The organism is Lactonifactor longoviformis DSM 17459 (assembly GCF_900129135.1).
GTDB classification, from domain to species: domain Bacteria; phylum Bacillota; class Clostridia; order Lachnospirales; family Lachnospiraceae; genus Lactonifactor; species Lactonifactor longoviformis.
Genome location: NZ_FQVI01000005.1, coordinates 107,595 through 121,030, shown reverse-complemented (window position 1 = coordinate 121,030; position 13,436 = coordinate 107,595). Strand labels below are relative to the sequence as shown.

Annotated in this window: 13 protein-coding genes; 3 read left to right on the top strand and 10 right to left on the bottom strand. The window is 48.5% G+C overall.

Translation table 11 applies throughout. The features are described from left to right. Window positions 1-70: 70 nt before the first annotated feature. From BUA56_RS07185 to BUA56_RS07155, 7 genes are all read right to left on the bottom strand, one after another. Window positions 71-1,120 carry a DUF4179 domain-containing protein gene (locus BUA56_RS07185; RefSeq protein WP_072850376.1) on the bottom strand — a complete coding sequence of 350 codons (1,050 nt, stop codon included), beginning with the start codon at window positions 1,118-1,120 and terminating at the stop codon, window positions 71-73. Between the two features lie 11 nt (window positions 1,121-1,131). After that, window positions 1,132-1,629, bottom strand: a complete 498-nt coding sequence (locus tag BUA56_RS07180) for an RNA polymerase sigma factor (protein ID WP_072850374.1) — start codon at window positions 1,627-1,629, stop codon at window positions 1,132-1,134. Between the two features lie 151 nt (window positions 1,630-1,780). Continuing rightward, window positions 1,781-2,668 (bottom strand): DUF445 domain-containing protein, encoded by an 888-nt coding sequence (locus BUA56_RS07175; RefSeq protein WP_072850372.1) that lies wholly within the window; start codon window positions 2,666-2,668, stop codon window positions 1,781-1,783. Window positions 2,669-2,819: 151 nt separating this feature from the next. Next, complete coding sequence (locus tag BUA56_RS07170) at window positions 2,820-3,995, bottom strand: iron-containing alcohol dehydrogenase (protein ID WP_072850370.1); 1,176 nt, start codon at window positions 3,993-3,995, stop codon at window positions 2,820-2,822. Window positions 3,996-4,104: 109 nt separating this feature from the next. Beyond that, window positions 4,105-4,455, bottom strand: coding sequence for a winged helix-turn-helix transcriptional regulator (locus tag BUA56_RS07165; protein ID WP_072850368.1), 351 nt, complete (start codon window positions 4,453-4,455; stop codon window positions 4,105-4,107). Further along, window positions 4,427-5,524: a GGDEF domain-containing protein gene (locus BUA56_RS07160; protein WP_207650919.1), complete on the bottom strand. Its 1,098-nt coding sequence runs from the start codon at window positions 5,522-5,524 to the stop codon at window positions 4,427-4,429. The genes BUA56_RS07165 and BUA56_RS07160 overlap by 29 nt, the downstream gene beginning before the upstream one ends. 97 nt (window positions 5,525-5,621) lie before the next feature. After that, window positions 5,622-7,730, bottom strand: a complete 2,109-nt coding sequence (locus BUA56_RS07155; protein ID WP_072850364.1) for an EAL domain-containing protein — start codon at window positions 7,728-7,730, stop codon at window positions 5,622-5,624. A gap of 236 nt (window positions 7,731-7,966) precedes the next feature. On the opposite strand from BUA56_RS07155, the gene BUA56_RS07150 reads away from it, so the two are divergent. The 3 genes from BUA56_RS07150 to BUA56_RS07140 are packed head-to-tail and all read left to right on the top strand — an operon-like array spanning window position 7,967 to window position 9,600. Further along, window positions 7,967-8,584, top strand: coding sequence for a GNAT family N-acetyltransferase (locus tag BUA56_RS07150; RefSeq protein WP_072850362.1), 618 nt, complete (start codon window positions 7,967-7,969; stop codon window positions 8,582-8,584). 42 nt (window positions 8,585-8,626) lie between these two features. Continuing rightward, window positions 8,627-8,851, top strand: coding sequence for a nucleic acid-binding protein (locus tag BUA56_RS07145; protein WP_072850484.1), 225 nt, complete (start codon window positions 8,627-8,629; stop codon window positions 8,849-8,851). Between the two features lie 44 nt (window positions 8,852-8,895). After that, the gene (locus tag BUA56_RS07140) at window positions 8,896-9,600 is read left to right on the top strand and encodes a DUF5714 domain-containing protein (RefSeq protein WP_072850360.1); all 705 of its coding nucleotides are present in this window, start codon (window positions 8,896-8,898) and stop codon (window positions 9,598-9,600) included. A gap of 81 nt (window positions 9,601-9,681) precedes the next feature. Here the strand turns inward: BUA56_RS07140 and BUA56_RS07135 are convergent, their stop codons facing one another. From BUA56_RS07135 to BUA56_RS07125, 3 genes are read right to left on the bottom strand one after another with little or no spacing between them, the layout of a single operon-like run. Next, a complete protein-coding gene (locus BUA56_RS07135; protein WP_072850358.1) occupies window positions 9,682-11,103 on the bottom strand; it encodes an aldose epimerase family protein in 1,422 nt (473 codons plus the stop codon). Then, window positions 11,100-11,978 (bottom strand): dihydrodipicolinate synthase family protein, encoded by an 879-nt coding sequence (locus BUA56_RS07130; RefSeq protein WP_072850356.1) that lies wholly within the window; start codon window positions 11,976-11,978, stop codon window positions 11,100-11,102. Before BUA56_RS07130 ends, BUA56_RS07135 begins: the two co-directional genes overlap by 4 nt. Window positions 11,979-11,990: 12 nt before the next feature. Then, complete coding sequence (locus BUA56_RS07125) at window positions 11,991-13,427, bottom strand: aldehyde dehydrogenase family protein (RefSeq protein WP_072850354.1); 1,437 nt, start codon at window positions 13,425-13,427, stop codon at window positions 11,991-11,993. Window positions 13,428-13,436: the final 9 nt, after the last annotated feature.

The window sequence follows — 13,436 nt, the reverse complement described above, 5'->3', positions numbered from 1 at the left end:
TTTGTAAAATACATAAGCAAAAAGGCAGCGTTTCCCCACTCAGAACCGCTGCCTTTTTGCTTATACCTTACTATTCCAGAGCTATCTCAACCATATCTGACTCTGTCAATTCTTTCTCTCCTGTATCAGCATAATCCGCCCGGATGAAGAAGATTCCTGTGATGTCATCTGCATCCACTACCTTTGCAAACCCCTCGCTGGATTTGAAAATACCATCCTCTTCTGACGACATTCCCGGGCCGCCTCTAAAATCTGTCACAATACTCCCGTCTCTCATACGGAATCCCGCCAGTACCGGCGTCTCTTCCTCCGGATCTCCCTCCCAGGATCCAAAATAGGCAGTGCAGGAAATAGGGGACACTTCCAGACGGTCAAGGGTTACCGGCCCATAACCCGGAACTTCTTTGTTCACCTCAATCTTTCTGGTTGCCGCACCTACCTGGACATCCCATTCCAGGTTCCAGGTCCCCTGGCAGGTCTCAGTCTCCTGCAAATGGTTATCGTAGGCGCTGATGCCGTTAAAATCCGCCTTTACCCTTATAGCTCCAGGATCCATCTCTCTGTCAAAGCTCCCGTAATAGCTGCACAGATACACACCCTCTTCCTCCGTTTCCTCGAAGCTTCTGCCGCTGATGCCAAATCCCGCGTCCTGGCCCTCCACCCGGATATCAAACTCACGGAAGGTATCGTCCTCCGTCAGCTTGATTTTGGGATTCTCATTTATCACCTTAAACCAGAAGTAAATATAGCGGCTGTCCGCTATGGTCTGTATACTCTCCACAGTAATGCCGTTATCCGCAGCAGATGACGCCCCGTCAGTTACCATCCCCTCCCCGGAGAGCTTCGTTTGCTGTTCCTCAGAAGCCTGCATCTCATCCGCCACATTTTGATGCCATCCGGCCAGAGACATCGCTCCCACGGTTACAGTTCCCAATACCAGGGTAGCGGCTATGGCAGCCGCAGCCGCCCTTCCTGCAGTCCATCTCCTGAAAACAGTCCGTTTTTTCTTCCCCTGCTGCTGGATCTGTTCCAGCGCATCCTCCGCCTTTTGCCATACGATGTCCGGCACCTCTACCTTCCGTTTCAAATTTTCCATATAATCTTTCTCTCTATGTTCCATACTCCGTCCTCCTATTTCACCTGGGGATATTCCTGCCTCAGCTTCCCTCTTGCCCGCGCAAGTCTGGACTGGACAGTACTTTCCTTCACATCCAGAATCTCACTGATTTCCCGAATCTTAAAGCCTTCTACATAGTATAAAAGCACCGCGATCCTGTACTCCTCAGGAAGCATATACAGCAGTTCCCGCCACTCTACCATAGAAAAGTCTTCTTCCACCGGAATCTCAGACAACTCATCTTCGAGGTAATAAACCTTCCTCTTTCTCAGCATATCTTTACACTTATTGATGAGAATCCTGGTAAGCCAGGTTCTGAAATATCCGTCTGTTTTTAATGTATCCAGCTTCTCGTAACAGGTCAGAATAGCTTCCTGTATGGCATCCGCCGCGTCCTCATCATTTTTCAAATAGGATATGGCTGTCTTATACATATTTTCCATCTGAGAACGGATGAGGTGATCGAATGCTTTTTTATCCCCATTCCTTGCTTTTTCTACCAAATCCTTCATAGGTTTCCTTTCTGCTGCTGCAGCAGTCTCTTGTAAGCGCTTATACTCATTAGACGGACCATGTACGCAAATAATCCCCGCTTATTTATTTTTCCCAAACATTTATACAGCAGATATCTGGATTTCTTCCCAAGGTGAACCTGGAGTCAATCTATAGGAGAATGTTCAGCAGCCCTATCACAAACCCGATCAGGGCACCCAGATTAACAATCATATTCAGCTCATTTTTCATAACAGACAGCACCAGTTCTTCCAATTCTTTGACTCCCATATTCTGAATTTTCTCGCGGATGGTCTCGGCAATATGGAATTCCTTTACAATATCATCGGCTTTGCTGTCGATCATCCTGGTATATGCCTGTTCTATAATTTGTTTTATATCAATCTGCTCATACTTTCGGCCCAGTTCCCTGAGATCCTTTTCCTCCCCTTTGCATACCTCCTCATAGATATAGGTACGGATCTTATCCCGTCCCTCTCTCTTTATATACTCTGTTATCTTATCCCCCATGGGCTTCGCAAATGCGGCAATGGTATTGTCATTAATAAACATGGCCATCACGCCAAGATCCATGCCTTTTAATGCCCCGGCGCCTTGGGTTGCGATAACATTGCCCAGCTCTATCTTATCTATCCCTTCTGCTGCCTTGTCAGTGATATAATCTACCAGCTGTGCTTTATAGACCTCATAAGTCTCACTGCTCATACAAGAGGCCGCAAGGTTCCTTACCGTTACCTCCTCTTTGCCGCCTGACAAAGCACTGAGGGCACCTCCCGATACAGCCTCCTTTACTCCTCTGGAAAGAAGGATCTGCTTTATCTCGCCCTCCCCCAGCAGAGAACTGCCCACCGCTCTCCCCACGGCTTCGGCCAGCGCATTCTTTCTTCTGGGGATAATCCCCGGGGTAAAGGGCAGAGTAAACCGTCCTGCCTTTATGGGATAGTACGGACGAAACAACATCTTTACCGCTATATAGTTTGTAAAATATCCGATCGCTGCTCCTATGACAGGGCCTGAAATTATATGAATCACACTCATTTTTGTAACCTCCAATTCTGTTTCTTCTCCGATGTAACAACACCGCTGTCAATTTTACTCATATAGGAATGCCCTGTCAAGACCGGTGGAGAGATCAAAAAACACCGCCTTATAGAGCGGTGTTTCCAAGTTTCTTGTTCCAGACAAGTGCCTACAGCATAAGCCGGTAGATATTAGCAACGTCTTCCTCGTTCAGCTTCACAAAGCCGCCCAGATTTCCTTTTCTAACATCGCCCCAGCAGGCAGCATGGGCCAGCTTTTCAATATCCTCTTCCCTGGCTCCCAGTTCCTCAAAGTTTTTCGGCATGCCGATGGAGCTAAGGAAGTTCCTGAATGCCTGGATGCCCGCCTTCGCAGTTTCCTCCGGATGGGCGAAATCCATCTGGCATCCCCAAACCCTGGAGGCTGCCTGGGCAAACCGCATCACATTGTGTCCCATATTGTAGGTCATAACCGCAGGCATAACCACTGCCAGTCCGGCCCCGTGGGCACAGTCATAAAGGGCGGAAAGCTCATGTTCCACATCATGACTGGTCCAGTCCTGGGTTCTTCCCACGCCGCAGGAATTATTGTGGGCCATCATACCCGCCCACATGATATTGGCCCTGGCCTGATAGTCATCCGGATCCGCAATTACCTTCGGCCCCTCATGAATCATAGTCATCATAAGGGCCTCTATCATGCGGTCCGTAACCTCAACATCCTGGGTATTGGTCATATAACGCTCGTATAAATGAGCCATAATATCAGTAATGCCGCAGGCGGTCTGATAAGGGGGAAGTGTCTGGGTCAGCGCCGGATTCAGAATGGAAAACCTGGGCCGCAGCCCTTCGCCGGTTGCCCCTCTCTTATACATGCCGTCTTCGCAGGTAATTACAGAGTCGGGAGAACCCTCGCTTCCCGCCGCACTGATGGTGAGAATAGTTCCCACGGGAAGAGCCTGTTCTACCAGCTTACCCTGGTAATACTCCCAGAAGTCGCCGTCATAAACTGCCCCCGCTGCGATTGCCTTGGAAGAGTCGATGGTACTCCCTCCGCCCACTGCCAGGATGAAGTCGATCTTTTCCTTCTTGCAGAGCTCAATTCCCTCATAGACCAGCCCGCTTCTCGGATTCGGCTTCACACCTCCAAGTTCCGCGTAGGTAATTCCCTCTTTTTCAAGAGATGCCTTTACTCTTTCCAGAAGACCGGTGCGTATCACGGAGCCTCCTCCGTAGTGAAGCAGAACTTTCGTACCTCCAAATCTTTTCACGTAATGTCCCGCTTCCTTCTCTGTATCTTTGCCGAACACAAAATATGTCGGTGCATAAAATGTAAAATTATCCATGTTGTCCTCCTGTACTCTCTCATTATTTTTTCATTATAGATTCCTCCCCGATTTGCCGCAAGAAGGCACTTTCATCTGCCCAGGTTACCCTTTGGTTCCCTGCCTTATGTCAGCAGCACTGCCGGTTCGTTATCTCGTACCTGCCGTCCTCATTCCTGCTGCCCCACTCGCACATCATTTCCAGTATAGGGTACAGTGTTTGACCATGCGCTGTGACAGAATATTCCACCTGAACCGGCGTGGTAGGGTATACTTTTCTGGAAATCACCCCATCCTCTTCCAACTCCCGAAGCTGGCTTGTCAGCGTCTTTTTAGGGGCTTTCTCCAGAAAATGCAGGATCTCGCTGTAGCGCTTCGGCCCCTCCTCCTGCAGATAATGCAGAATCAGGGGCTTCCACTTTCCTCCGATAACTTTCAGCGTAATTTCCATCTCACAGGTAACTTTTATTTTCTGCGTCATGACACCTCTCCTTGTAGTTTCGTTTATCTTCATACATATATTCGTCAGCTTTTTTCATACTAAAGATGAAAGACTCCAGACCCTTTTCTCTCTGGACAAAAGCCCCCACCGCTGCCGCAATCGGAATCTCATTCTCTGCATTGTCCTGTTCCAGTTCCCGGACAATGGAAGCAACGGAATCTTTCCAGGATGCCTCCCCAATCAAAAGGATCATGAATTCATCACCGCCCAGACGGTATAAATCTTCTGTCCCTGGAAATACCTTCCTCAGAATTCCCGCCACCCTCAGGATTACGCTGTCACCGGCAGCATGCCCTTTCATATCATTTACCTGCTTCAGATTATTGATATCCATGGTAATGCACGTCATGGGCAGCACCTTTTCCCAGTCAGCCTGAAATTCCTGCTCTCTCTTTGCAAGATATGCCCTGTTTTTCAGCTTCGTCATATAATCCACATAGGCCATCTGGGAGTACAGTTCTTTTTCTTTTTGTTCCGTCCGGAGCCTCTGTTCCATCTCCCCCGCCTCGTACTGCTGTTTCATCTTCTGTATGAACTGGAAAATCACAATATATGTGAGCGATATAGCGATCAGCACAAATGTAAATACGGGCAGATATTCCTTCCGTTCTCTGATTGGTGCAGGATAGCCCATGAGCACATAGATCATGGCATAAAAGGTAACGGATAAAAGTGCCAGACTCCCCCATCCCTTTTTCTGGGTTTCCTGAATCTCCAGATACTCTTTGCGCACTCTCCACAAAAACATGTAAAGCACGGAAAACATCAGAAGGTACTCTGCAGCCAGCAGTCTGTTATTCTCTACATCGAGATTCAAAACTATATTGAACGAATTGCAGAGCCCCATAATCACAATCCCAAATAAGTCTGCGCTGCAAAAAGTAAAGACATACCGGAAGTCCCGGTATACGGACAATTGCCCGCAGAGCAGAAAGGAAGGAACCGTCAGGCAGATCGCTGCTGCTGCCGGAGTCTTCAGTCCCAGCCGCAGTCCCATCACATAGAGGCCAAAACATAAAAGCAAGATAAGGGCAGAACCGATCAGCATCCTTCTGAGGGGATATCTGTGCTTGCAAAGAATGAGAAAGCCTAGTAATAGAAATATACAGGATAACAGGCATTGAATGGTATTGTACATGGCTCTTTTACTCCTTTGGGCTGCCGGCTTGACTCTTAGAGTCTATCTGTGGGTCCTTCATCCTTTTCAACTGCTCCAGCGGCACGGCCGGGCTGTACAGATACCCCTGGTATAAGTCACACCCCAGCTTTTTTAGGGTATCCCTTATCTCTTCTGACTCTACGTATTCGGCAATCACCTGAAACTCCAGACTCTTGCCCAGAGAAATAATAGAGGCAATGATTTCCTGGTTTCTGCTGTTCCCGGCAATTCCCCTGACAAGACCTCCGTCCAGCTTTACCGCATAGAAACTATTGTGCTGCAGATATTTCAGGCTGGTGCTTCCCATACTGAAATCATCCACCGCGGTCTGGATGCCTGCTGCTTTCAGACGGTTAATGTGCGCCGGTATCTCCTCCATTTTATCTACGGAGGCTTCTTCCGTCACCTCAAGGCAGTAGTGGCCGTTCACTCCATAGGTATCTGCCATGCGGAGCACTCCCTCCGTAAATTTAGGGGAGTTCAGCTGATCTGCCGATACATTAGCAGAAACTGTAACATCCCATCCCAGATCCAGCAGTTCCCTGCATACTCCCATGGAGATTTTGATCACACAGTTTGTCATCCTGTCAAAAAAACCATCCTCCTGAGCCAGGGATACTGCCAGAGGAGGGTAAACATTTTCTCCCATATACTTCCACCTGAGCAGAGCTTCTGCCCCCACCAGGCCCCGGCTGCTGTGAAACTGCGGCTGAAACTCCAGGGGCAGTCTGTTCTCCTCTACATCTACACGGAGCTGTGCGGCCATATTTCTGGCCAGAAGTCCGATGCTGTCATGGCGGTCCAGAAGAATAACCTTCCGTCCCTCATTCTGGCTTTCCTTCACAAGTGCCGTCAGCTCATTCAAGAGCAGTTCCGCCTGATTCTTCCTTACCCGTTCAGCAATTTTTACAAAGGGTGCATAGACAGCTGTTCCCGCCGCAACGATTACAAGCTGTACCAGGACCCCTCTCCAGGATCCCGAGGCCAGATAGCCGCTGAAAAATACCGGTGTGGTCCAAGTTACAGTCTTGTGCAGGATTGGCAGAAACCCTGAGGCAGCAGCCCCGTAAGCAATCAACAGAGAAAATATTGGCGTGAGAATAAAAGGAATCACCATAACAGGGTTCAGGACCACCGGCATCCCGTAGACCAGTATTTCATTAATATTAAAGAAAACTGCGGGTGCGGCAGAACGGGCCAGATACCGGTTATCTCTGCCCCGGGCGAACAAAAGAAGCGCCAGCAGCAGGCAGATAGAGGCACCGCAGCCTCCAATTAGGGCGTAATTATCTAAGAAAGATTTGGATATGACAACCCCTGACAGCGTATCATTGGGAAGCAGATAAGTCTGTGCCACCTGCTCCAGGGCATTCCCCCCATGGATACCGAAGGCCCAAAGGAAATCCAGAACAAACACATACAAAAGCCCTGCACCCAGGCCGTCATTTATATCATGGAATATATTTACAATAATGGTTGTAATCAGATCATTCAGATTCTCTGCCTGGAATGACTTTTGTATCATCAGATTAATTCCGATAAAAATGAGGGAGCAGAAAAGCAGTGGATACAAAGATGCCAGAGAGTTCCGGTAATCCACATCTGTTCCCGGAGAGCGGAACCGGTATTCCTTCGCCATCCAGGTGTAAAACAGATAAAAGAGCCGCGTTCCCGCTATCGCGGAAAACATTGCTGTAAAGACCCCAACAGGTCCCAGATCGCTTAATTCCATAGAGCCGCTGGCTGCCCCGAAGCTGGCAGCAAAGCAGACCACAGATACTACCATCGCCATCACTCTGAGAAAAGGATTCCTCTCTTTCATAGTTGAGGAATAATAATAGCTGATACTCATTACAAGGTAGACAGACATAAAGCCAACGGTAGAATCAAATGTAAAATTCAATATCGTCAGGAAAAATCCTCCGCCCCATTCCTCTATAAAGGACTGAAAGATCGCTAAGGGAAAATTACGGAACAAAAGGGCAAAGGATCCCAGCAAAAGTACAGGGATCAGCAGTATAAAGCCCTTTCTAATGGAAGAAAAAATATTGTTATTTTCAATCTTATATATAGTTCTCAGTATCTTTGTGTACATACGGCCCCTCAATCTCTGCAGTTCTTTTCCTGTCCCAGTCAACTACTACTATACCATATATTTTACCTTTCCTGTAACTGCCTTTCAACCTAAATTTTATGCTCCCCCAATAGTATGGAAAGAATATAAAAAGATTGACAAGTAATGTACACTATTCTACACTGACGATAACGGCTCTTGTCCGCCTTATTTGGATAAGTGCAGTTCAATTATTAGAATGAGCAGGGAATGCATTTATGGAATTGGAAATCCGGGAACTACAGCATAAGGACTATAAAAAAGCCATACAATTTGCTATCACAGGCATGCACTTTGATTGGTATATGGACAGTCCTCTGCTGCTGTATTTATATGGCAGATACTTTTGGTATCTGGAGATGGGCCGTGCTACACATATCATTTCGGCCTACGCAGGCGATGAATTTGCCGGCGTATTGCTTGCAGAAATGAAGGGCAGAGATAAAAAATACCGAACCTTCTGGAGTCTCTTGTATGTGAAGGTTTTCGACTTTTTACAGCATCTTTTTTCGAAAGATGGTGTGGGTGTCTATGATAAAGCGAATCAGGAAATGTTTATACAATATCGCAAACAGAACCTTCCGGACGGTGAAATCGTTTTTTTGGCTGCAAACCCGGAACTAAAAATAAAAGGAATCGGCAGTTTTCTTCTCAGAGAATTCGAGCGACGGGAAAAGGGGAAAAAAATATACCTTTATACGGACAATGCATGCACTTACCAATTTTATGAGCACAGAGGATTTGAACGTGTGGGTGAAAAGGATATTATCTTAAAATTGGGTACGAAAAAAGTGGAACTTCAATGTCTTTTGTATAGTAAAGTAACAGACAGTTAAATCTCTGTGATTATTTTTTCAGTGAAGGGAGGTGACATGGCTATGAGGAAATGTATCAGATGTGGCACGGAGATGGTTGAGCATTGCTCCATAAAAGTAGAAGGTGCCGGATATGGTATTGTGATGGCAACAGACGACAGAAAGTTATTCCCCAATCGGATCGGCAAACCACAGGTGGCGGTTTGCCCGGAGTGCGGGGAGGTTTCTATCTACATGGCTGATGTGGCAGGGAAGCTTGGAAATACGCCGGTTCCGGAGTCTCGATGAATAAGATACCGAAAAGTTTTGAGCATAAAAGGAGGAAGAATACGATGCAGAAAAATAACGACGAATGTTTAATCTGTAAAGAACGGTTGGTTTATCTGGAGAAAGCAGAACAGATGGAGTGTGCCCTGTGCCATAAGATTGAAACCAGCAACTGCCGCTGTGCAAGCGGACATTATGTGTGCAGTGAATGTCACATGAAAGGTATCGACAGCTTTTTGGGGGTATGCCTGAGTGAAACTTCAAAAAATCCTTACGATATCCTGCTTAAGCTGATGACTCTTCCTTCCTGTCATATGCATGGACCGGAACACCATATTTTGGTGGGCAGCAGCCTGTTGACCGCCTATAAAAATGCCGGCGGCGGGATAGATCTGCAAAAGGCACTGCTAGAGATGCAAAGCCGCGGCCGCCAGGTACCCGGAAGTATCTGTGGATTATGGGGGAGCTGCGGCGCCGCAGTCAGCACTGGAATTACTGTCTCCATTATCACCGGAGCCAGTCCTTTGTCAGAGGAATCCTGGGGATGGTGCAATGAGATGACATCTCGTGTTCTGGCTCACGAAGCGAAAATCGGAGGACCCCGCTGCTGTAAACGTAATTCAACCATTGCTGTATTGGAAGCCACAGACTTTATCCGGGAAAAATTTGATGTCCGGATGGAGAAGCCGGAAAAAATCATCTGCGGCTACACTGCTAAAAACAACCAGTGTATCGGTCTAAGATGCCCTTTCAACCCGCAGAACCCATAGAAATACATAAAAATGTGTACGTAAAGGAGGAAGCTTCCGTATAAATCAGCAGAAGTCTTCCTCCTCAAAACGATATGCCTATTATATAAAGTGAATGCTGTCAGGATCGAACCTGTCCCTTTTCTTCCTCTCTCCCTCTGCGTATCCCAGCGCCAGTACAGAGAAGGGCACATATCGGCTGCCGCATTGCAGATATTCAGACAATGCATCCACCCTTTCCTGGTCGGGATAGAATCCCAGCCAGACACCGTCAAGCCCCTCTTCCTTTGCCCCCAGGAGAACGGTCTGGGAACAGGCCGCCAGATCTTCCACCCACCAGCTGTTGCCCTGTTTATCCAGCCTTACTTTCTCCCGGTTCAGACATGGGATAATGAGCACGCCTGCCTCCTTGGCAGGCCCGGCATAAGGACTCATCTTAGAAATTGCCTCCCGATCCCGGGGAGCCGTTACTATATAAAATTCCCATTCCCTGTTATTTGCCGCGGTGGGAGATGTCATAGCATATCTGAGAATCCGCAGAATCTTTTCCCTTGTCACCACTCTGTTTATAAATTTTCTGACAGAGGTCCTTTTCTCTATGACTGACTGTTGGTACGTTTCCCTGATTTTTCTGTCTGTGGAGGCAGTCTGAACCGTCACGCTGTAAGCGATACTATCTCTCTGCCCCGCCTCAAGGATCCGAATCCCTCTCTTTTGATAGGGATCAAAGCCCTCCTCTGTTCCCGCAGCCATTCCGTTGCACGGCTCCATGCACAGATAGGGAGCATCCGGTCTGGACCACAGGGAAAAATGGCTGAAGCCGGGATAGTCCAAAATGATTCTGCTGCTGTTCCTTGTGTTCCCCACAACAGCCCTCTCAGAGACCAGCCCTTCAAAATTCCATGCTCCCTCTTCAAACATATCCCTGGTCAGGTTGACCCGTCTGGTCTCCTTCAGCCATGGAACCGGGGGGCCGATTTCCCTCCCATCTATGAGAGGATAGCGGGGAGCAGTCTCGGGCTTATCAAATTCTATATAATAATCCTCATAGCTCTCATCCGCGGTCAGGGGAACCCGGAAGCCAATGTGTTCTCCGATGGAATAGGGCATTGGGCCTTCGGAGCGATTATGGACATACTGCTCGGTCAGCAGTACATTTTTGTCCAGGGTATAGACAATCTTCAGCAGAAAGTCAAAGGGATAATACTTCCTTGTCTCTTCCCCTGCGGCAAGGGTGCATATGATCTGATTTTCATTCCGCCGGACATCAAAAATCTGGTTTCTCGCAAACCCGTGCAGAGGCATCTCGTATTCTCTGTCTCTATAAAGATACCGGTTATCCTTCCAATCTCCAACAGCGGGGAAGAGCAGAGGGGAATGTTCCTCCCAGTACCGGGGATCCCCCTGCCAGATGAATTCTGTGCCGTCTTCCCGGCTTTGCAGTGACACCACCTCAGCCCCCCGGGAAGCCACCGTCAGGGAGAGAAAGCCATTGCTGACGGTATATTCTGTCCCCTCTGTCATCCCCCGTTCCTCTTCAGATATTCACAGATCCGCTTTCCCTGTTCTATCTGGGCTTCTGTGACAGGCCCGCTTGGACGTTTCAGCTGTCCGCACGGCACCTCCATACAGGCAAGTGCCGCTTTTATCGTGGGAAACAGCCCTGTCTCATTGAGCATATCCTCCACATCATTGATCTTTCTCTGATAGCGCAGAGCAAGTGCATAGTCTCCTGCCTTTACCGCCTCATAGAGCTTCTTTGCAAAAGCTCCTGTCAGATTAAAGGTACCCCCGATGGCACCGTCTGTCCCCATAAGAAGAGCGTGCAGAAGTACATCGTCAAAGCCCGTAAAAATAGAGGCCTCAGGGCATCTCACTCTCACCCGGTCCAACAGATAATAATCATTGTGGGTATATTTCAATCCTATAATATTGGGATGTTCCAGAAGTCTCACAAGCATCTCTTCCGTAAAATCAACCTTTGAAAAAGATGGGATTACGTACACAAGCAGAGGCAGAGGGATATGATCTGCTATATAAAGATAATGATTTACAATCTCCTCCTGAGAATATCCGTGAAATACCGGGGGCACCAGAGCTGCCGCCGTATACCCCAGCCTGTGGGCTTCCTCCGCAAGTTCCAGAATTTCCTCATCTGCCAGCGCTGTAATATTCGCAGCCAGGTCAGCTTTACCAGATGCCTCATCCGCTGCAATGCGCAAAAGGTCTTTTACCTCCTTGGTGGTCATCTTAAACCGTTCTCCCATAGTTCCGCCCACAAAGATCCCATCTGCTCTGCAGTGGTCTGTGCTGTGGCGGATGACCGCTCTGGTTCCTGCCTCGTCCACAGAACCATCTTCCTTAAATGCTGTCACAATTGCCGTATAGATACCCTGCATTTCCGTCACCTCCTACAGTACTCCTTTTAAAATGTAGTTCTTTTCCTGGGTCAGTTCCTCCAGAGTCCGGGATATCCCCTCCCGGCCTATCCCGCTTTTCTTGTAACCGCCGAATGCAAGATCCGGGGTCCGGTAGGCACTTCCGCCGTTTATGACATTTCCCGCTGTTTCCAGTCTGGAGGCAATGGAGACTGCCCTTCCTGTATTTCTGCTGAAAACCGCTCCGGAAAGGCCGTAGCAGGACTGATTGGCCAGGGCAATAGCCTCCTCCTCAGAGGTTACTGTGATAATGGGAAATACCGGCCCGAAGACCTCCATATCCCTGGCCACATCCATAGCGCCGGTTACCTCATCCAGCACCGTGGGCTCAAAGAAGGCTCCTCCCAGACGCTTTCCGCCCAGGATACATTTTGCCCCCTGACTTACGCACAGCGCAACCTGTTCTTCCACCTGGGCTGCGGCACTTTCGCTGATTAAACAGCCTACACTATTCTCTGCATCCAGAGGATCTCCGATTTTCACTTTTTTCAGCCTTTTCACCAGCTTTTCCACAAACTCCTGCTTCACGGCCTGGTGAATCAGAAAACGCTTGCTGGCACAGCATATCTGTCCGGCATTTCCCATCCGGCTGCCCACGGCCTCCTCCACCGCCAGGTCAACGTCAGCGTCGTCCATTACGATAAAAGCATCATTACCTCCCAGCTCTAAAAACACCCTGGTAAGGTTAGCCGCAGCTTTCTGATAGATATCCCTTCCTACCTCTGTGCTGCCTGTCATAGAAATCGCATCCAGCCCGGGGTTCCTGCACAGGCAGTCTCCCGCCACGCTTCCCTTTCCGGTCACCACCTGGGCCGCGCACTTTGGCACCCCTGCTTCATACAGGAGCTGAACCATGCGGATAACCGCAAGAGGATTATAACTTGGAGGCTTAATAATCACAGCATTTCCCGCCACAAGAGCAGACATTACCTTGTGGGAATACAGATCTACCGGATAGTTAAACGGAAGAATAATGGCCATAACTCCAAGGGGTTCTCTTCTCGTAAATACGATATCCTTTTCCTGATTCCCCAGGGTGCTTCCTCCGGGAAGGCAGTTTCCGTACAGATGCGCAGCCATCTCACAGTATCCCCGGGTCACCCTGGTGCACACAGTAATCTCGTCCTCTGCCTCCCCCAGAGTTTTGCCCGTCTCCAGCGTCAGCAGCCTGGCGATCTCATGCCTCTGTTCCTCATACAGCTGTATATACTTATAGATAATCTCATTTCTGTTTGCCTGGGAAAGTCCTCCCCACTCCTTCAGCCCTTGTCTGGCTGCAGTGACAGCTTCGCTGATGTATTCCTCCGGGATATCCGGCACTGTGTCTATCACAGAGCCATCCACAGGGTTTGTGATTTCCAGCTTTTTCAGACCTTCCCCAATCTCTTTTCCATTTATATTTACCAGCATACAATTCCT

Coding starts and splice junctions, on each gene's coding strand:
- BUA56_RS07185 (WP_072850376.1), bottom strand. CDS start 1,120: ATGGAACATAGAGAGAAAGATTATATGGAAAATTTGAAACGGAAGGTA.
- BUA56_RS07180 (WP_072850374.1), bottom strand. CDS start 1,629: ATGAAGGATTTGGTAGAAAAAGCAAGGAATGGGGATAAAAAAGCATTC.
- BUA56_RS07175 (WP_072850372.1), bottom strand. CDS start 2,668: ATGAGTGTGATTCATATAATTTCAGGCCCTGTCATAGGAGCAGCGATC.
- BUA56_RS07170 (WP_072850370.1), bottom strand. CDS start 3,995: ATGGATAATTTTACATTTTATGCACCGACATATTTTGTGTTCGGCAAA.
- BUA56_RS07165 (WP_072850368.1), bottom strand. CDS start 4,455: ATGACGCAGAAAATAAAAGTTACCTGTGAGATGGAAATTACGCTGAAA.
- BUA56_RS07160 (WP_207650919.1), bottom strand. CDS start 5,524: ATGCTGATCGGTTCTGCCCTTATCTTGCTTTTATGTTTTGGCCTCTAT.
- BUA56_RS07155 (WP_072850364.1), bottom strand. CDS start 7,730: ATGTACACAAAGATACTGAGAACTATATATAAGATTGAAAATAACAAT.
- BUA56_RS07150 (WP_072850362.1), top strand. CDS start 7,967: ATGGAATTGGAAATCCGGGAACTACAGCATAAGGACTATAAAAAAGCC.
- BUA56_RS07145 (WP_072850484.1), top strand. CDS start 8,627: ATGAGGAAATGTATCAGATGTGGCACGGAGATGGTTGAGCATTGCTCC.
- BUA56_RS07140 (WP_072850360.1), top strand. CDS start 8,896: ATGCAGAAAAATAACGACGAATGTTTAATCTGTAAAGAACGGTTGGTT.
- BUA56_RS07135 (WP_072850358.1), bottom strand. CDS start 11,103: ATGACAGAGGGGACAGAATATACCGTCAGCAATGGCTTTCTCTCCCTG.
- BUA56_RS07130 (WP_072850356.1), bottom strand. CDS start 11,978: ATGCAGGGTATCTATACGGCAATTGTGACAGCATTTAAGGAAGATGGT.
- BUA56_RS07125 (WP_072850354.1), bottom strand. CDS start 13,427: ATGCTGGTAAATATAAATGGAAAAGAGATTGGGGAAGGTCTGAAAAAG.